This is a genomic window from Sorangium sp. So ce367 (assembly GCF_051520455.1).
GTDB classification, from domain to species: domain Bacteria; phylum Myxococcota_A; class Polyangia; order Polyangiales; family Polyangiaceae; genus Sorangium; species Sorangium cellulosum_B.
On sequence record NZ_CP150334.1, the window covers coordinates 8,355,905 to 8,373,433 of the forward strand.

The following is a 17,529-nucleotide window of genomic DNA, read 5'->3' on the forward strand; positions in this document are numbered from 1 at the left end:
TGGTAAGAGGATCGCCATGTCCGCGCTGTCGCCCACGCCCGAGGGCTCGCCCATCGATCCCAAGCTCGCCGGGCTGCGCGCCCGGCTCCGGGAGCTCGGATCGGTCCTCGTCTGCTACTCCGGCGGGGTCGACAGCGCCTTCGTCCTCGCGGTCGCGCACCAGGAGCTCGGCCCGAGCGCCGTCGGGATGACCGCGGTCTCGCCGAGCCTCGCGCCGGCCGAGAAGGAAGAGGCCACCTCGATCGCCCGGCTGATCGGCGCCGACCACCGGCTCGTCGAGTCGTCCGAGATCGACGATCCGCGCTACGTCGCGAACAACCCGGATCGCTGCTTCCACTGCAAGAGCGAGCTCTACCGGATCGCCGCGCGAAAGCGGTCCGAGTGGGCGCTCGCGGCGATCGTGAACGGCACCAACACCGACGACCTCGGCGACTACCGCCCCGGGCTGGAGGCGGCGCGGGAGGCGGGCGTGCTGAGCCCCCTCGTCGAGCTCGGCTTCAGCAAGGCCGACGTGCGCGCCGGCGCGGCGCGCGTCGGCCTGCCCATCTGGGACAAGCCGGCCGCGGCCTGCCTCTCCAGCCGGATCCCTTACGGGACCAGCGTCACGCGCGAGCGGCTCACGCAGATCGGCGGCTTCGAGGCGGCGCTGCGTGGCCTCGGCTTCCGCCAGGTCCGCGTCCGCTACCACGACGACCTCGCGCGCATCGAGCTCGACGCGGGCGAGCTCGCGCGCGCCGCCGAGCCGCCGGTGCGCGCCGAGATCGTGGCCGCCGGCAAGCGGCACGGCTTCCGGTACGTGACGCTCGATCTCGGCGGGTACAGGACCGGCAGCCACAACGAGGTCCTCGTCGGCCGCGCCCTCAAGATCGTGAGCTGATCTCGCGGGAGCCGCGCGGCCTCACACGAGCGAGGAGCGCACGACCTTGGCGCGCTCGTCGCGCTCCTTCAGGTGCTCGAGGATGATCACCGCCGTCTCCTCGATGGCGCGCTTGGTGACGTCGACCACCGGCCACTCCGGGTGCGCGGCGAAGAGGCGGTTCGCGAAGTCGAGCTCCTGGCGGACGTGCTCGCGCATCGCGTAGTTGGTCTCGGAGGGCATCCCGAGCTGGCGCAGCCGCGCCTGCCGGATCTCGCAGAGCTGATCGATCCCGATGGTCAGCCCGACGACCCGATCCTGGTGGGCCTCCATCAGCTCGAGCGGCGGCGGGACGCCGAGCACCAGGGGCAGGTTCGCGACCTTGAGGCCGCGCTGCGCGAGCAGCGTCGACAGCGGCGTCTTCGACGTGCGCGAGACGCCGACGAGGACGATGTCGGCCCTCTTGAAGTTCCGCGGCTCCTTGCCGTCGTCGCTCTTCACCGCGAACTCCACCGCCTCGATGCGCCGGAAGTACTCCTCGCTCAGCGGGAGCATCGCGCTCGGCAGGTTGATCGGCTCCCGGTCGAGGAAGGTGCCGAGCCGCACGATCAGCGAGCCGATCAGATCGATCGCCTCGATGTTCAGCTCGGCGGTGGACGCGTGCAGGAACTCGCGCAGCTCGGGGCTCACCACGGTGAACACGACGAGCGCGCCCTCCCGGGCCGCGCGCTCGAGCACCGGCCGCGCGACCTCCGGCGTGCGCACCCGGGTGTGGAGGCGGATCTGCACCCCCGCGTCCGGGTACTGGAGGAGCGCGGCGCGCACGGCCTTCTCCGCCGTCTCTCCGGTGGAGTCGCTCAGGACGTCGATGAACTTCGCCTTGTCCATGTCCGATCCCTCCGTCGCCATTTCGGCTCAGGCGCTCGAGGCAGGGCTCGTGCCTCGGCGTTCAGCAGAGCGCGGAGGATCGCGCGCGGCCGCGCGCCAGGTCAACCAAACAGCCCCTTCAGCTTCTCCATGAACGTGGCCTGCTGAGGCTGCACGTTCTCGCCGAGATCCTTCGCCAGCTGCGCGATGAGCTCCCGCTGCGTCGCGGTGAGCTGCGTCGGCACCTCGACGCTCACCTCGACGAGCTGGTCGCCGCGCCCGCCCACGACGCGGCGCGGTATGCCCTTGCCCTTGATCCGGAGCACCGCGCCGGGCTGCGTGCCCGGGGGGATGCGGAGCCGGCCCTTCCCCTCCAGGGTCGGGATCTCCAGCTCGCCGCCGAGCGCCGCGCGCGCGAACGAGATCGGCACGGAGCACACCACATCGTCGCCGACGCGGCGGAAGAGCTCGTGCGGCGAGACGCGGATGGTGAGCTCCAGATCGCCCGGCCCCCGGTCGGAGCGGACGGCGTTGCCGCCGCGCTCCACGAGCCGGGTCGCGCCGTTCTCCACGCCCGGAGGGATCGTCACCTCGATGGTCTTCTGCTTCGCCGCGAGGCCGGCGCCGCGGCACGTCCTGCACGGGTCGGTCACGATCCGCCCCGTGCCGCGGCACCGCCCGCAGGGGCGCTCGATCGCGATGGGGAACATCCCCTGCTGCATCCGGACGCGGCCGCGGCCCGAGCACGCCGAGCAGCGCTCGGTCGACGCGCCCGGCGCGGAGCCCGAGCCGGCGCAGTCGCCGCACGGCTCGACGCGATCGTAGGCGATCTCCTTCGTGCAGCCGAACGCCGCCTCCTCGAAGGTGATCCGCACCTCCTTCTGCAGCGTCCCGCGGTCGCCGACCCGGATGCCCAGGGCGCCGAGGAGATCGCCGAAGATGGCGTCGAGGTTGAGGTCCTGCATGTCGAAGGGCACGCCCGGGACCCCCGAGCCGGCGGAGGCGCCGACGGCGGCGGGGCCGAACCGATCGAACGCCGCGCGCTTCTGCGGATCGCTCAGGATCTGGTAGGCCGCGTTCAGCTCCTTGAAGCGGACGTGCGCGCCCTGATCCCCGGGGTTCTTGTCGGGATGGTGCTGGCCGGCGAGCCGCCGGAAGGCGCTCTTGATTTCATCCTGCGTCGAGGAACGCTCGACGCCCAATACTTCGTACGGATCCCGCACGACGTGCGAAATAGCATCGATCGCCCTCCCGGGACAGCGGCTACCGGGCCGCCTAATCCGCTGATTTCCCTTCGGGCCCGGCGAGTTCGCGCTTCATCACCTTGCCCGTCGGGTTGCGCGGCAGCGCGTCGACGAAGACGACCTCGCGCGGGACCTTCGGGCCCGCGAGCCGCGCGCGGCAGTGCGCCCGGATGTCGCCCTCGCTCGCGGCCGCGCCGGGGCGCAGGGCGACGACCGCGCGCACGCGCTCCCCGAAGGCGCGGTCCGGGACGCCCACCACCGCGGCCTCGGCGACCGCCGGGTGGTCGTGGAGGACCGACTCCACCTCGGCGGGGTACACGTTCACGCCCCCCGAGATGATGAGCTCCCGCTTGCGGCCCTCGAGGTGGTAGCAGCCGCGCGCGTCGCGGCGGGCGACGTCGCCGACCGAGAAGTAGCCGTCGCGCGTCGACTCGCGCGTGGCGCCTGGGTCCCTGTGGTAGCCGGAGACCAGCAACGAGCTCCTCACGTAAAGCTCGCCCACCTCGCCGTCCTGGCACGGCGTCCCGTCCTCGCGCAGGAGCAGCAGCTCGCTGCCGGCGACGGGGCGCCCGATGGTGCCCGGCGAGGCGCGCAGATCCCCGGGGCCCGCGATCGTCACGATGCCCGTCTCGGTCGCGCCGTAGAAGTTGAAGAGCCGGTCGCCGAACGCCGCCATCACCTCCGCCGCGAGCGCCGGCGAGAGCGGCGCGCCGCCCACGAAGATCGCGGTGAGCGACGACGTGTCGTAGGCGCTGAGCCGGGCCTCGCCGAGCTCGAGGACGCGGTGGAGCATCGTCGGGACGACCGCCGTGGTGGTCACGCGGTACCGCTGGATCGCCTCGAGGAAGAGCTCGGGCTGGAACTCCGGGAGGATGACGATCGTGGCGCCGACGATGAGCGACAGGTTGACGAAGCCGAGCGCCGTGAGGTGGTAGAGCGGGCACACGGCGAGGTGCACGTCCCCCGCGCGCATCGGGGTCGCGCCGATGGCCCCGAGCGCCGGCAGGACGATGCCGCCGCCGAAGCCGCGCACCGCGCCCTTCGGCTTGCCGGTGGTGCCGGACGTGTACATCACCACCGCGGCGCGCTCGCTCCGATCCGGCGAGGCGCCTCGCTCGGCGGCGAGATCGTCGAACGCGGCGAGGAGGTCGTCGAGGTGCGAGAAGCCCGGGGCGCGCTCGCCGATCGCGATCATCTCCTCGGGCGGGATCCCCTCGAGCCGCGGCGCGGCCTCGCGGATCACGCCGGCGATGTCGGAGTCGAACAGGAGCAGGCGCGCCCCGGAGTGGCCGGCGAGGTAGGCGAGCTCCGCGGGGGTCGACCGCCACGAGGCCGCCACCACGGAAGCGCCGACGCGGGCCAGCGCGACCTGGCACATCAGGAACTCGGGGCGGTTCTTGAGCGCGAGCAGCACGGCGACGCCCGGGCCGACGCCGCGCCGGTCGAGCGCGGAGCCCAGTCGATCGATGGCCTCGTTCAGCGCGAAGAAGGAGTAGACGCGATCCTCGGCCGGGGGCCCCGGGCCTCGCTCCGCGGCGCGGGGCGCGAGGCTCGCGAGGCCCAGCGGCTCGATCACCGCGATCCGGTGCGGGCTGTTCTCGGCGTGGAAACGGAACAAGAGCGACGGGTTCGCCTTGCCTCTCGCGAGCTCGCGCGCGAGCACCTTGAGCCCCGGCCAACGCAGCGCGGCGAGCAGCCCCGCCTGCGTCACTGCCCGCCCGGCGGCGAGCGCCGCGTCGATCGTGCCTCGCCCGCTCGCCAGCGCGGCCCTGACCCCTCCGAGTCGCATGGCCGGCGACTTTACTCTGGCTCGCATTGGCCCGCATGCGCCGTGGTAGGGTGGGTCCCGTGACGGAAGCTGACCGCCGCTCAGCCCAGCGCGCCGCGATCGAGCTGAGCGTAGAGTACAAACGGCTCAACACGTTCTTCGCTGACTACACGCGCAACATCTCGAAAGGCGGGACGTTCATCCGGACGGATCGCCCGCTCGCGATCGGCACCGAGTTCGTGTTCGCCCTCTCGATCCGGAACCTGGCCGAGCCGCTCCGCCTTCGCGGGCGGGTGAAGTGGATCGTCACGACCGCCGAGGCGACGGAGTCGGCTCCGGCGGGGATGGGGATCGAGTTCCAGTACACGAGCGACGCGGAGCGCGCCGCCACCGAGGCGGTGGTCGAGCAGCTGATGATGAGCGAGCTCGGCGAGACGCTCGCCTCCAAGCTGCTCGGCCGCAAGCTCGGCGACGGCTCGCGGTAGCGCCTCCGAGGGGTGCGCTCACGCTCCCCCCGTGTACACTGGCTCGCAATGCCGCTGCCGCCCCTGTTCCCTCGGCGCCGTCTCGCTCGGGGTCTCGCCGCGCTTGCCCTCGCGCTCTCTCCCGTCGCCTGTGGGGCCTCTGGCTCGCCGGGGGCGAAGGGGCCGCCAGGCGCCGAGGGCCGCGTCGCTGCCGTCGAGGTCCGCGACGCCGATTTCTCCGCCAGCCTGTTCTCCATTGTGCGCGACGGCAAGCAGAGCCCGCAGCGCACGGGCCTGCTCATCGGCGTGGTCCGCAGGCAGCTCGCGCACGCCGCCGGGCGCTTCAACGCAGGGCAGCCCGACCGGGCGGTCGAGAGCGTCCTGGGCGCGCTGGCCCTCGTCCGTCCCGGCGAGGGGCGCGCAGAGATGATCGACGCCGTGGGCGAGCGCGCCATCGCCGGCGCGATCGAGCGGCTCAGCCCGCGCGGCGACGAGGGCCGGGTGCGGGCCCTCATGGAGCTCCGCTCCGCCGCGCTGCCGAGCGGGAGCCGGGCCCGCGCCGAGAGCGACGAGCACCTCGCCGCGCTCGAGCAGTGGATGAAGGAGACGCGCACCGGCGGGCCGCTCGAGCAGCTCGGCGCGGATCAGCGCGCGGCCGTCTCGCGCGCCCTCGTCGACGGCCGCGCAGAGTCGATCCAGCGCGCGGCCGCCGCCACCGTGGCGTGGATCGATCGGGCGATCGAGTTCAACATCGAGTACCGGCAGGGCGGCGCGAGGCCGGAGCGTGAGGAGGCGGTCGAGGCGGCGCGCGCGCTCGAGTCGGGCGGCGCGAGCCTGGCGGCGCTGTTCCTCCGCTTCGGGGACGCGAAGGGCGCGATCGATCAGATCGACCGCACGAGCGTGCGCCGGGTGATCCCGCCCGGCCTGTACCAGCGGCTCAAGGCCGCCGCCACCGACGACGACGCGGTCTCGTGGCAGGCGCTCGCCGCCGCCTTCGCGCAGCACGCGGCGCAGGAGCGCGACGCCGAGACCGGGATGCGGCAGGAGCTGCTCGACGGGGCGATCTGGGGCGCCGCCCTCGAGGCCTACCGCCGCGACCCGCTGAACTACGACAGCGCCACGCTCCTCTCCCAGGTGATGATCCGCCTCGGCATGTCCGAGGCGACGCCGCTCGTGATCGCCGGCGCGCTCGGCGACCGGCCGAGCCCGGGCGCGCTCGGGGCCGCGCTCGGGCTCGTGCTGAGCGCGCTCTCGGAGGAGGCGTCGAACGACGATTTCGAGGCGGCCCGGCGCACCTACAACGCGGCGGGGCCGCTGCTCGTGCTCGCCGATCGGGCGGCGCGCGGCGGCGGCGCGCTCGATCCGTCGGGCGCCCGCGTCCGTTCTCTCATGGCGTCGCTCGAGCTGCGCGCCGGCAACCTCGTGGCCGCGCTGCCGCTGCTCCGCGCCGCGACGGCGGCCGAGCCGACGGTCAACGGGCTCACGGTGCTCGCGATGGCCGAGCGGCAGGCCGGCGAGCCCCAGGCGGCGCTCGAGGACGTGCGGCGGGCGCTGGGAGCGCCGGACGCGCGCAGCGCGCCGCTCGAGATCATCCAGGCGCACCTGCTCGCCTTCGAGCTCCACCGCGACGCTGGCACGCAGGACCGGGCGAAGGAGTCGCTCGACGCCGCGCTCGCCGCCGCGCTCGACACCCGGCAGCGCGCCCGGGATCCCGGCGCCAAGGCGCGGACGGAGCGGCTGCTCGGGCGCATCCTCGACGGCTATGGCGACGAGAAGGGCGCGACCCGGGCGTACGATCGGGCGTTCGCCCTGGTGGCGGCCGAGGCGCCGCAGCTCGGCGCCACGATGCTCGACGCCGTGGGGCGCGCGCTCGTGGAGCGCGATCTCCCCGCCGCGCGGCGGGCGCTGAAGCGCGGCCTCGAGGCGAACGTGGACGAGGACGATCTCATCTACGGCGGGCTCTGGGTCCTGCTGCTGGAGCGCGCCCTCGGCGTCGCGACCGACGGCACCGCGGGCCGCGCGCTGGACAGCGCGACGAGCCGCGCGTCCTGGACGGGAAAGCTCGCGGCCTGGGCGAACGGTGGGCTCAGCGACGCGGATCTCGGCAGGCTCGCCCGGAGCGCAGCGCAGCGGGTGGAGGCGCAATTCTACACCGCGATGGCCAGGAAGGCGGCGGGTGATGCCGGCGCGGACGAGCGGCTCCGCGCGGTGTCGAAGAGCCCCGTGATCGACCTGCTCGAGGTGCACCTCGCGCGCGAGATGCTGGCGCCCGCGCTGCACCTCGATCTGCCCCGCAACGCGGGCCTTCCGTAGAACGCGCCAGCGATCGCGCGCGGGATGGATGACCGGGGCCGGATGTGCGATACGGTCTCCGCTGGTCAGGTGGCGAGTTGGTCGGATGACCAGCGCGCGCGAACAGCGCGCGGAAGGAATAAAGGGCTTCCACGCGTGCGCCTTGTCGTTCGATCATCGATGAATGTCCGATGACCGGATCGATCCGCTCGAGAAGCTCGCCGCCGCTCACCGGAGCCTGGAAGAGAACCTGAACGATCTCGCGCGCGCCGCGCGCGCGCTCAGCGATCCACGCGGGCGCGCCGCCGCGCTCGAGGGTCTCTCCAGCGTGGTGGCCTACTTCGAGCGGTCGATGAGCCGGCATCGCGAGGACGAGGAGCGCTCGCTGTACCCGCGGCTCGCGGTGCTCGAGGCGATCGCGCCGACCCTCGATCGCCTCCGGCAGGAGCACAAGGCGCAACAGCGCGCGATCGACGCGCTGCGCGCCGCGATCGAGAGAGACGGCGGCCCCGAGGCCGTGGAGACGATCCCCCAGCTCATCGAGGACCTGCGCGCTGCGCACCAGCGCCATGTGGAGAGCGAGGAGCAGGAGGTATTTCCGGCCGCTCGCCGGTTCCTGCAGGCCTCGGCCAAGCAGGGGATCTGGAACGAGATGGAGACGCGCCGAGGGCGCGGCGGGCAAGGCAACCCGGCCAAGGGCATCAGCGGGCGCCCATACCGCCCCGGCGGGATGCGCAGGGGCCCGTAGGCCTGCCCCGGGGGATGCGCCGCGGGCGCGACCGCTCGGCGCGGCCGACGGGAGACCGCTCCTAGAATTGCTCCTCGCGCGCGCGCTCGAGCGCGGCGCGCAGGTAGTTCTGCGCTCGAAGCGTGTGCGCCCCGTCGGGGTGCTGGTCCAGGTGGCTGCGGAACGCCTCCGCCGATTGCATGAAGCTCCCCAGCCGGTAGAGGCTGACGCCGCGGGCGAGGTGCCTGGGATAGGAGGGGTCGAGCGCGGCGAGCTCGTCGATCTTCTTCAGGCGATACTGCTCCTCGGCGCGCCGCGCCTCCGCGGCGCGGAGCGCCGCCGCGGGTGCGCGCGGCCCCGACCCACCCGCCTGCGCAAGGCGCGCCGCCGTCTCCTCGTCGGGAGGAGCCGGGAGGGTCTGCGCGCTCCTCGCGGCGGCGAGCGGGCGCGCGAGCAAGAACTTGAACAGCGCGCGCTCCTCGTCGAGCGCCGGGGCGAACGGATCTCGCTGGACGCCGACGATGGCGCTCCAGCGCTTCTTGAAGAGCACACCGAGCACGACGCCATCCATGGCGACGCGGCGGGCCCCCTCCCCGCCGCCGCGCTGCGCCGCGTCCCCCTGCCCCAGCCAGGCGTTTCGGCGGAGCAGCCCGAGGAAGTCGCCGCCGAGCTCACGGAGCTCGTCCGACTCCTCGCCGGTCGCCTCGAAGCGGCGCACCTCGCGGACGAACGCCCTCAGCTGGTAGGCGCGCAGCCGGAGCACCGCCTCGTCCCCCTGGGCGAGCGCGCGGCCCACGGCGTCGGTCACGCGCGCGCGCGCGGCGAGGAGCTCGGCCTCGGTGTGATCCGCGTCGGCGTCCACGAGCCCGAACGCGCGGATGGCGGAGCCGAGCTCGCGCACTTCGGCGTCGAGCCCGAGCTCCTCGGCCTCGCGAGCGCGGGTGATGTCCGCGTCTCGCACGCGCGCGATGGCTCGCGCGTCGGCGAGCGGCAGCGGCAGCTCGGCCGGCTCGACCGACCGCGGCACGGCGAGGATCGCCGCGGAGCCCGCGATGAACACGGCCACGAGCCCCGGCTCCCAGCCCTCGAGGTGCCGCTTCCAGCCGCGGCGCGCCCCCGCGTCGGCCCTCGTGGGCGACGCGACCGCGACCGCAGGGGTGCTGCTACCGCTGCTGTTCGATCGGGTCGAGCCACTCGGGCGACTCGAGCGGCTCGAAGAAGAACTCGAGCGCGGCTCCCGGCGCTTGACAGCGACGCTCTCGGCTCGCGACATTGATCGTCTCCTCTGCGCTCCAGAATACCCCACGCGGCGCCGCCTCGGCGCCGCGCAGCTAGCCAGCGAGGAACGTGCGAGATCACCGGAAGCACCCGCGCAAGCAAATCGAGCTCTCGATCGCGTTCCGGATCGGTGACGGCCCGCGCGTCGACGCGATATGCCGCGACCTCAGCCTCGGCGGGATGTTCATCGAGACGAGCTCGCCGGCTCCCTTCGGCGCGACCGTCGAGGTGCTGCTGTCCCTGCAAGGCCTGAAGCAGGTCGCCGTGATCCCGTCGGTGGTGCGATGGACCACCCCTGAAGGGATGGGGGTGCAGTTCGGCATGATGGGCGCGCGAGAAACCTACGCGCTCACGCAGCTCCTCGGCTCCCTCTAGAGCGGCGGTCAGTCGTCGATGGTCAGGGGGATGTCGAGCTGCCTCGAGCTTCCCGTGAAGCGCCCTCGGTAGAGGCCCTCGGCGCAAGCCTGCAGCGCCGGCCGGAGCGGCGGGTTGAAGCGCAGGGCGGCGACGCTGCCGTCGGGGCGCACGGAGACGTGCAGCGTCGAGACGATCGATCGGCGGACCGAGGACCTGCCGCTCGCGCTCTCCCGCGCGAAGCAGCTCGACAGCAGCGACTGCACGGAGGCGGGCGTGAGCGCCGGCGGGCCAGACGCCTCCTGCGCCTCCGGGATCGGCGGCGCGGCGGCGGGCGGGGGCTCGGTCGTCAGCGGCGACAGCAGCGCAGTCGGCTCGGCGACCGCAGGGGCGGCGGGCTCCTCCGCGCGGGCCACGACCGCCGGGGCCAGAGCGACTCCGCCCGGCGGACGCACGCCGACGGCCGGCTGGGGCGGAGCGGGTGCAGGCGCCGGCTCCGGCGACGCGACCGCGGCGACGCCTTCCTGCGGCGCGGGGCGATCGAGGAGGCGCGCCTCGCGGCCGCCGTCGAGCGAGAAGGTGCCGCGCGACGGGCCAACGAGGAGGTGGGCGGTGGTCGCGCCGCGGTACGCCGCAGGGCCGACCGCGACGGTGCCGTGCTCCACGTCGACCTCCACGCGGCCCTCCAGCCGGGTCACGGTGAACAGCGTGCCGTGCACCGCGACGCGGGTGCCGTCCACCTCGACGGCGAACGCCTCGACGAGCCCCTCCTCGGGTGCGCGCGTGACGACGTCGGCGCGCACCGAGCCCCGCTCGAGCGAGATCACGTGGCCGACCCCTGCCGCGCCCACCGCGCGCACGACGGCGCGGCTGTCCGGCAGGAGCGTCCAGCGCACCGAGCCGACATCGACGAAAGAGACCGCGTGGTCCGCGGCCTCGACCGAGTCGCCAGGCCGTAGGGCGCGGAAGTCCAGGTCGCCGGACGCCCGGTCGCCGCCGGCTGCCATGGGGACCTCGGCGAGATCGCGGGCGCGCGGCGGCGTCGACGTCGCCGTGACGGGCGGAGCGGAGCGCCCGGCCGCGAGGACCGCGAACGCGATGGCCGCCGCCGCCGCCGCGAACCCGAGCGCGCGCCCGAGCGGCGAGCGCTGCGGCGGCGCGGCGCGGCGGACCGGAGCGGCCCGCTCGATCCGCGCGAACAGCTCGCGCTCGATGGTGTCCCAGCGCGGCTCGGGCGGCTGCTCGGCGCGGAGCAGCCGCTCCATGTGCTCGCGTGCCCGGTCGTAATGCTTTGCGCCGCTCATGCGTCCTCCGCGTCGACAGCCGATGGATCCGCCGCGGGGTATCCCACGGCGGCGCCCCCCACGGAAACGCGCGTGCGCGCCGCTGCCGGCCCGGCGCCATCTGCCTTGTCCGCGCCGCCCTCGGCCAGCTCGGCGGCGAGCTGGGCGAGCGCAGGCTCGGCGCGCATCATCGCCTCGATCTCGCGGCGCGCATAGAACAGGCGCGTCCGCACCGTCAGGACCGGCGCGCCGACGATCTCCGCGATCTCGGTCGGCGGGATCCCCTCGAGCTCGTGCAGGACGTAGACGACCCGCTTCTTCTCGGGGAGGCGCTCCAGCACCCGCCGAAAAGCGTCGATCCTGCGAGCGCGAGCGGCGTCCTCGTCCGGGAGCATGCCGCGGTCCACCTCGATATCGGCGCCGAGCTCGCTCACGAACACCGGCCGGCAGCGCGCGGCGCGCCGCGCCATCAGCACGGCGTTGACGGTCACCCGGTGGAGCCACGTCGTGAACTTCGATTGCCCGCGGAAGTCACCCAGGCTCCGGTGCACCTGGATGAACACCTCCTGGATGACGTCCTCGACGTCGGCGGTCGGCCCGAGCATCCTGAAGACGAGGCGCGCGACGTCGCGGCGGTAGCGGCGGAAGATCTCCGCGAACGCCGTCGGGTCGCCGCTCTGGAAGCGGCGGATCCACTCGCCCACGTCGTCGGGCTCGGTCACCTGCGGAAGCCTACCCGCCCCCTCGGCGCTCATGGAGCTCGACGGAGAGACGAGGAGCGCCGGACGACGAGAGCGGTCACCGCCCGCGAACGCGACGTCGAGCGGCGCGCGGGCGTCTCTGGCAGCGCACTCGGGCAGGTCGTCGCCACGGCCGTCCGGCGCAGCCGCGTCAGCAGGGAAGAACGACCGCGAGAGGTGCGCCCACAGCGCCCCCGTCTCGACCGCCACGGTATGCACGGAGAGCTCTGGTGCGCCGAGCCGCCGGATCATTCATGGCGCCGCACGGCTGCTCTCCCGGAGCGGCGGTTACGCCGAACGCAGAAAAGTTGTTCCTTGAGCCACATTGGCGCGACCTTCCGGCGCATGATCTTCATCGCCGTATCGCTGACCGTGGCCCTCGTCGCCGCCGACCTGCTCGATCTGGGCTCCCGCCGCCGCGATCGCGTCTAGCGAGCGCCTACAGCCCCTGACAAAAAGGGGCCCGGCTGGAGCCCGCGCCGGCCTCAGGCCGACGCGCGCTCCAGCCGGGCGAGTCGAGGAGATCGCGGTGCCGTCCGGGTCGTCCCCGTCGGCTTCAGCCCGCGGCCTCGGCCCCCGCCGCGCCGCCCTTCTTGGGCAGCTCGAAGAGCGCCGACAGCTCGACCTTCTCCTGCTTCTTCTGCTCGAGGAGCCGGTTGACCGCGCGAAGCACGCGCGTCTTCGCGGGGCCGCTGATCGGCTTGCCCTGAAGCGCGGCGCTCAGCGTGCGGTCGGTCACGGGACGACCGCTGCGCGGCTTCTTGGCGCTGGCCGCCTCCTTCTTCTTGGCAGCGTCCTCGCTGCCACGCGCCAGCCGCTTGGTCAGGCGAATCGCCCGATCCTCCGGCTGCAGCCGTTCGATCTTCACCGACGCCGCGATGATGCGGCGGGGGTCGATCTTCTTTTCCTTCAAGAAATCTTCGATCTTGGTAGCCATCGTCGTCACTTGCCCCGAAAGGGCGGCGACCCTATCACGCGCGGCGCCGCTGTGCATCTGCGACGTTTACCCCCTGCGCCGCGCTGGGGTAGCTTGTCGGGGTGACCTTCCTCCCCGAGCTCGACGAAGCCGCGCGCGTCATTCGCGAACGAATTCCAGCGCCTCCGCGCGTCGGTGTGGTGCTCGGATCAGGGCTCGGCGGCTGGGGCGACGAGCTCGCCGACCTCGTGAAGGTGCCCTACGCGGACATCCCCGGCATGCCCCGGCCGGCCGTCGCCGGGCACCCCGGCTTCCTCTGCGCCGGCCGCGTCGGGGACGTGCAGGTCGCCTGCCTGCAGGGGCGCGCGCACTTTTACGAGGGGCACCCGCTGGTGAAGGTGGTGTTCGGGGTGCGGGTGCTCGCCCGGCTCGGCTGTCGCGCCGTGCTCCTGACCAACGCGGCCGGCGGCATCAACCCGGGGTTCGCCGCCGGCGATCTCATGCTGCTCACCGATCACCTGAACCTGATGGGAGCGAACCCGCTGGTCGGGCCGAACGACGAGGCACTCGGCAAGCGCTTCCCCGACATGACCTACGCGCACGATCCCAGGCTGATCGAGCTCGCGAAGACGGCGGCGAGCGACGCGGGCGTCGCCCTGCGCGAGGGGGTCTACGCCGCGCTGCTCGGGCCGACGTACGAGACGCCCGCCGAGATCCGGATGCTGCGCGCGCTCGGGGCCGATGCGGTCGGGATGAGCACGGTCCCGGAGATCATCGCGCTCAGGCACATGGGCGTGCCGGCCGCGGCCATCTCGTGCGTCACGAACCTCGCCGCGGGACTGACCAAGCGCGAGCTCGACCACAAGGAGGTCGAGGAGACCGCGCGGGAGGCGCGCGCCCGGTTCACGGCGCTGCTCTCGGCGTGGGTCCGCCGCGTCGGCGCCGACGTCGCGGCCGGGAGCACGGCGTCGTGAGCCCCCCTCCGCGCGACGCCGGCGACGCGCTCGCCTCGGCTGAAGCGGCGCAGGCGATCGACTGGGACGCGCTCGACCACGCCGCCCTCGCCGTCCGGACGCGGGCGCACGCGCCGTACTCCAGCTACCGGGTGGGCGCGGCGATCCTCGTGCGATCCGGCCGCGTGTTCACCGGCTGCAACGTCGAGAACGCCTCGTACGGGCTCACCATCTGCGCAGAGCGCTCCGCCATTGTGCAGATGGTCGCGGCCGGCGAGCGCGATCCGATCGCGCTCACCGTCGCCACCAGCGGGCCCGTGCTCGGCAGCCCGTGCGGGATGTGCAGGCAAACCCTCGCCGAGTTCGCCGTGGATTTCCCGATCCGCCTCATCGCCGCCGAGGCCGACGGCGTGGCGCCGCGGACCACCTCGCTGTCGGCGCTGCTCCCCGAGGCGTTCGGGGCAGCCGCGCTCTCGCGCTGATCGCCCCGAGCGTCCTCCAGGGAGCGCCGAGGGCTCACTCGATCGAGAGCGCCTCGGCTTGATCGATCTGCGACAGCGCCGCGGCGAGCGCCTCCCGCGCGCGCTCGAGCGAGACGCGGTCCTCACCCCACTTCGAGCGCGCCTTCTGCAGGCGGGCGCGCTCGACGGCCAGCTGCTCGGTGAGCTGCTCGCCGTGCGCCCGCAGGGTGTCGCGCTCCTCGGTCCGCTGCGAGAGCTGAGCGCCGAGCTCGCTCCCACGCCGCTCGGCCTCGGCGAGCTGGCCCTGGAGCGCCTCGATGGAGCGCGCCCGCTCGGCGAGCTCGCCCAGCAGGCGCTCGCGCTCCCCGGCGGCCGCGGAGAGCTCGCCCGCGCGCTGCTCCAGCTGCTGATCGAGCTCCTGCGTCCGGGCCTCGAGGTCCGCGATCTGGTTGCGCGCTTGCCCGAGCTCCGTGGAGAGCCCGCGGGCGACCTCGTCCAGCTCGCGCCGCTGCGCCGCCCAGGCGGCCTCCCGCTCGGCGGTCTCGGCCTGGTGCGCCGCGCGCGTGTCGGCGAGCGCCTGCGCGTGCGCGGCCTCGAGCTGCGCCTGCCGCTCGGCGGCGCGCTCCTCGAGCTCGGCCACCCGCTTCGCGTGGGCCTGCTCGGCGTCGCGGACGGCCTGCTCGCGCTCCTCGATGAGCTCGCGCTCCCGCGCCGCGAGCTGCGTTGCGAAGCTCTCCCGCGCAGCCGCGAGCGCCCTCGCGTGCTCCTCCGTCTGCTGCGCGATCGCCCGCGCATGCTCCTCGGCCTGCCCCTCGAGGGCGCGCGCGTGCTCGCTCCGGAGCCCCTCGACGGCGCTCGCGTGCTCGCTCCGGAGCCCCTCGATGGCGCTCGCGTGCTCGCCCCGCAACGACTCCAGCGCGGACGCGTGCTCGCCCCGCAGCGACTCCAGCGCGGACGCGTGCGCGGCCTGCTGCTTCTCGAGCGCGGCGGCGTGCTCGTCGCGCGCCCCCTGGAGCGTGGCGGCGTGCTCCGCCTGGGCGCGCTCCAGGGCGGCGGCGTGCTCGCTCCGCGCCGTGTCCAGCGCAGCGGCGTGCTCCCGGTCGCGCCGCTCCGTCGCGGCCTCGTGCTCGCGCCGCAGCGCCTCGACGGCGGCCTCGTGCTCGCGCCTCGCCGCGTCGAGCGCCCCGGCGTGCTCGGCCCGCAGCCCCTCCATGGCGGCGGCGTGCTCGGATTTCGCTCCCTCCGCAGCCGCCGCGTGCTCGGCCCGGAGGCGGTCCAGCGCCGTGGCGTGCTCGCCGGTCAGCTTCTCGATCGCGCTGGCGTGCTCGCCGGTCAGCTTCTCGATCGCGCTGGCGTGCTCGCCGGTCAGCTTCTCGATCGCGCCGGCGTGCTCGCCGGTCAGCTTCTCGATGGCGGCGCGGTGCTCGGCGGCCTGCTGCTCGCGCCCGGCGGCGTGCTCGGCGTTGAGCCGCTCCACCTCCGCCCGGTGCTCCGCGGCCGCCTGCTCGAAGCGCTCGCGCTCCGCCTGCGCGCTCTCCTCGAGCTCGCGCTGCGCCGAGGCCTCGAGGGCGGCGATCGCTTGCGTCTTCTCGTCCGCCGCCGCGCGCAGCGCCTCCGTGTGCGCCGCCTCCGCGTCCATCAGCGCCTGCCGGGCCGACGAGAGATCGGCGTCGCGGGCCGCGATCTGCCCCTGCAGCTTCTCCGCGCGCGCCTTGAAGTCCTCCGCGCGCTTCGCGGCGAGCTCCTTGTCCGCGCGGAGCGACGCGACCTGTCCGTCGAGGTCCTCGCTCGCGCGCTCGAGCTCCAGGATCCTGTCGACCTGATCGGCCTTCTCCCGCTCGAGCGACAGCGACTGATCCCGGAGCTCCAGCAGCTCCTTGTCCTTGCGCGACATCTGGTCGCGGAGCGCGAGGATCTCTTTGTCCTTCTTGTTCAGCGCCTCGCGCAGATCCAGGAACTCGCGGCTCGACACGCCGCCGGGCCTGGAGCCGGCGCCGGCGCCGGACGCGAGCTTCACCTTGAGCTCGTCGAGCTCGCGCCGCAGGCGGGCCGCCTCCTGGCTGCCGTCGTTCGTCGAGGAGAGCTCGCCCTCGAGGCGGAGCGAGGTCGCGCGCGCGGCCGCGACTTCCTTGGTGAGGCGGACGATCTCTCCCTTGGACCTGTCCAGCTCGCCACGCAGACGCTCGATCTCGGCCGTGTCGGCGTCGGAGCGAGGCGGCGCGGGCGGCGCAGGGGTCAGCCGCCCGCGCTCGGAGATCGGAGCCCGGTACGCGGCCCCGCGCTCGGAGATCGGAGCCCGGTACGCGGCCCCGCGCTCGGAGACCGGAGCCCGGTACGCGGCCACCGGCGACGAGCTCACGGGCGGCGGCGCCGAGGCCGGCACCGGCGTCTTCGTGGGCGCCAGCGTCCGAGACGACGGCGCGACCGAGGGCCTGACGTCGGTGCGCTCCTCCTCCTCGTCGCGGATCAGCCGGGTGAACGCGCCGCCGATGAACTCCTCGATGTCCTCGTCCGACTTGCGGGCGTCCGACCGCGCCGCGGCGCCCTGCGGGGGCCTCGGCGGAGCTGACGCCCGGGCGCGATCCTGCGCAGCGGCGGCAGGGGGCGCCGACGGCACGGCAGACGGTGTGGCGGCAGACGGCGGCGCCGCGGACATCGGCCTCGGCGCGGCAGGCGGCGCCGCGGACGGCGGCCTCGGCGCGGGGGGCGGCGGCACCGCGGACGGCGTGGCGGCGGCAGGCGGCGGCGGCGCCGCGGACGGCGGCCTCGGCACGGGCGGCGGGACCGACGGCGCAACGGCGGGCGGAGGCGCGACGCTCCCGGGCGCGCCGTCCGAGCCCACGGCGGCCGTGATGATCGTGGGATCGCCGGAGTCCTCGTCGATGTCGGCCTCGAGCACCTCGGCCTCGTCGATCATGATCGGATCGGCCTCCGCGTCGTCCCCGTCGATCGGGACGTAGTTGCGGATGTGCTCGAGGAGCTCGCCGAACGCGATCGGCTTGTGGATGTAGTCCTCCGCGCGCGTCCTGAGCTTGCGGTGCTGCTCGAACGTCTCTTCGCTCGACTCGCTCGACATGATGACGAGCGGTACGTCCTTGAGCTGCACGTCCTTCTTGAGCTTGTTGCAGACCGAGAAGCCGTTCATGCGCGGCAGCTCGATCGACAGCAGGATGAGGTCGGGGCGCTCGGCCGCGGCCGCCTGCAGGCCGACGTTGCCGTCGTCGACCACCTGAACGGTGCAGCCGAGGCGGCCCAATTCCGTGCGGAGCTCCCCGGCAAACGCCGGATCGCTCTCAAATACGAGGACTTTCGTCATGTTCCGGGGT

At 74.0% G+C, this 17,529-nt stretch carries 15 protein-coding genes; 7 read left to right on the forward strand and 8 right to left on the reverse strand.

What is annotated here, in order from left to right; translation table 11 throughout:
* Nucleotides 1–16 precede the first annotated feature (16 nt).
* Nucleotides 17–877, forward strand: coding sequence for an ATP-dependent sacrificial sulfur transferase LarE (gene larE / locus WME97_RS31605; protein WP_437542825.1), 861 nt, complete (start codon nucleotides 17–19; stop codon nucleotides 875–877).
* Nucleotides 878–898: 21 nt separating this feature from the next.
* Here the strand turns inward: larE and WME97_RS31610 are convergent, their stop codons facing one another.
* The 3 genes from WME97_RS31610 to WME97_RS31620 form a co-directional block, all read right to left on the reverse strand.
* Nucleotides 899–1,744, reverse strand: a complete 846-nt coding sequence (locus WME97_RS31610; RefSeq protein WP_437542827.1) for a pyruvate, water dikinase regulatory protein — start codon at nucleotides 1,742–1,744, stop codon at nucleotides 899–901.
* Nucleotides 1,745–1,845: 101 nt separating this feature from the next.
* Nucleotides 1,846–2,946, reverse strand: a complete 1,101-nt coding sequence (gene dnaJ / locus WME97_RS31615; protein ID WP_437542829.1) for a molecular chaperone DnaJ — start codon at nucleotides 2,944–2,946, stop codon at nucleotides 1,846–1,848.
* Nucleotides 2,947–2,998: 52 nt separating this feature from the next.
* Nucleotides 2,999–4,756 carry a class I adenylate-forming enzyme family protein gene (locus WME97_RS31620; RefSeq protein WP_437542831.1) on the reverse strand — a complete coding sequence of 586 codons (1,758 nt, stop codon included), beginning with the start codon at nucleotides 4,754–4,756 and terminating at the stop codon, nucleotides 2,999–3,001.
* A gap of 59 nt (nucleotides 4,757–4,815) precedes the next feature.
* On the opposite strand from WME97_RS31620, the gene WME97_RS31625 reads away from it, so the two are divergent.
* The 3 genes from WME97_RS31625 to WME97_RS31635 all read left to right on the forward strand — a co-directional run bounded on the left by WME97_RS31625 (nucleotide 4,816) and on the right by WME97_RS31635 (nucleotide 8,239).
* On the forward strand, nucleotides 4,816–5,220 hold the full coding sequence (locus tag WME97_RS31625; protein ID WP_437542833.1) for a PilZ domain-containing protein: 405 nt from the start codon (nucleotides 4,816–4,818) through the stop codon (nucleotides 5,218–5,220).
* A 48-nt stretch (nucleotides 5,221–5,268) separates the two neighbouring features.
* A complete protein-coding gene (locus WME97_RS31630; protein WP_437542836.1) occupies nucleotides 5,269–7,512 on the forward strand; it encodes a hypothetical protein in 2,244 nt (747 codons plus the stop codon).
* 163 nt (nucleotides 7,513–7,675) lie between these two features.
* Nucleotides 7,676–8,239, forward strand: coding sequence for a hemerythrin domain-containing protein (locus WME97_RS31635; RefSeq protein WP_437542838.1), 564 nt, complete (start codon nucleotides 7,676–7,678; stop codon nucleotides 8,237–8,239).
* A gap of 61 nt (nucleotides 8,240–8,300) precedes the next feature.
* Here the strand turns inward: WME97_RS31635 and WME97_RS31640 are convergent, their stop codons facing one another.
* The gene (locus tag WME97_RS31640; protein WP_437542840.1) at nucleotides 8,301–9,491 is read right to left on the reverse strand and encodes a hypothetical protein; all 1,191 of its coding nucleotides are present in this window, start codon (nucleotides 9,489–9,491) and stop codon (nucleotides 8,301–8,303) included.
* Nucleotides 9,492–9,565: 74 nt separating this feature from the next.
* On the opposite strand from WME97_RS31640, the gene WME97_RS31645 reads away from it, so the two are divergent.
* Entirely contained in the window at nucleotides 9,566–9,871 is a 306-nt protein-coding gene (locus WME97_RS31645) for a PilZ domain-containing protein (protein ID WP_012238486.1), read from the forward strand.
* Between the two features lie 8 nt (nucleotides 9,872–9,879).
* Here WME97_RS31645 and WME97_RS31650 read toward each other — a convergent pair whose 3' ends face one another.
* From WME97_RS31650 to WME97_RS31660, 3 genes are all read right to left on the reverse strand, one after another.
* Nucleotides 9,880–11,154: a FecR domain-containing protein gene (locus WME97_RS31650; protein WP_437542842.1), complete on the reverse strand. Its 1,275-nt coding sequence runs from the start codon at nucleotides 11,152–11,154 to the stop codon at nucleotides 9,880–9,882.
* Complete coding sequence (locus tag WME97_RS31655) at nucleotides 11,151–12,125, reverse strand: RNA polymerase sigma factor (protein WP_437542844.1); 975 nt, start codon at nucleotides 12,123–12,125, stop codon at nucleotides 11,151–11,153. Before WME97_RS31655 ends, WME97_RS31650 begins: the two co-directional genes overlap by 4 nt.
* 304 nt (nucleotides 12,126–12,429) lie before the next feature.
* On the reverse strand, nucleotides 12,430–12,867 hold the full coding sequence (locus WME97_RS31660) for a hypothetical protein (RefSeq protein WP_437542846.1): 438 nt from the start codon (nucleotides 12,865–12,867) through the stop codon (nucleotides 12,430–12,432).
* Between the two features lie 44 nt (nucleotides 12,868–12,911).
* Between WME97_RS31660 and WME97_RS31665 the strand changes: the two genes are divergently transcribed.
* Entirely contained in the window at nucleotides 12,912–13,763 is an 852-nt protein-coding gene (locus WME97_RS31665) for a purine-nucleoside phosphorylase (protein WP_437542849.1), read from the forward strand.
* Nucleotides 13,760–14,224 (forward strand): cytidine deaminase, encoded by a 465-nt coding sequence (cdd, locus tag WME97_RS31670; RefSeq protein WP_437542851.1) that lies wholly within the window; start codon nucleotides 13,760–13,762, stop codon nucleotides 14,222–14,224. Before WME97_RS31665 ends, cdd begins: the two co-directional genes overlap by 4 nt.
* A gap of 34 nt (nucleotides 14,225–14,258) precedes the next feature.
* Here the strand turns inward: cdd and WME97_RS31675 are convergent, their stop codons facing one another.
* Nucleotides 14,259–17,519, reverse strand: a complete 3,261-nt coding sequence (locus tag WME97_RS31675) for a response regulator (RefSeq protein ID WP_437542853.1) — start codon at nucleotides 17,517–17,519, stop codon at nucleotides 14,259–14,261.
* Nucleotides 17,520–17,529 lie beyond the last annotated feature (10 nt).

Coding starts and splice junctions, on each gene's coding strand:
- WME97_RS31655 (WP_437542844.1), bottom strand. CDS start 12,125: ATGATCCGGCGGCTCGGCGCACCAGAGCTCTCCGTGCATACCGTGGCG.
- WME97_RS31640 (WP_437542840.1), bottom strand. CDS start 9,491: ATGTCGCGAGCCGAGAGCGTCGCTGTCAAGCGCCGGGAGCCGCGCTCG.
- WME97_RS31635 (WP_437542838.1), top strand. CDS start 7,676: ATGTCCGATGACCGGATCGATCCGCTCGAGAAGCTCGCCGCCGCTCAC.
- WME97_RS31650 (WP_437542842.1), bottom strand. CDS start 11,154: ATGAGCGGCGCAAAGCATTACGACCGGGCACGCGAGCACATGGAGCGG.
- WME97_RS31620 (WP_437542831.1), bottom strand. CDS start 4,756: ATGCGACTCGGAGGGGTCAGGGCCGCGCTGGCGAGCGGGCGAGGCACG.
- WME97_RS31675 (WP_437542853.1), bottom strand. CDS start 17,519: ATGACGAAAGTCCTCGTATTTGAGAGCGATCCGGCGTTTGCCGGGGAG.
- WME97_RS31630 (WP_437542836.1), top strand. CDS start 5,269: ATGCCGCTGCCGCCCCTGTTCCCTCGGCGCCGTCTCGCTCGGGGTCTC.
- larE (WP_437542825.1), top strand. CDS start 17: ATGTCCGCGCTGTCGCCCACGCCCGAGGGCTCGCCCATCGATCCCAAG.
- WME97_RS31610 (WP_437542827.1), bottom strand. CDS start 1,744: ATGGACAAGGCGAAGTTCATCGACGTCCTGAGCGACTCCACCGGAGAG.
- WME97_RS31660 (WP_437542846.1), bottom strand. CDS start 12,867: ATGCACAGCGGCGCCGCGCGTGATAGGGTCGCCGCCCTTTCGGGGCAA.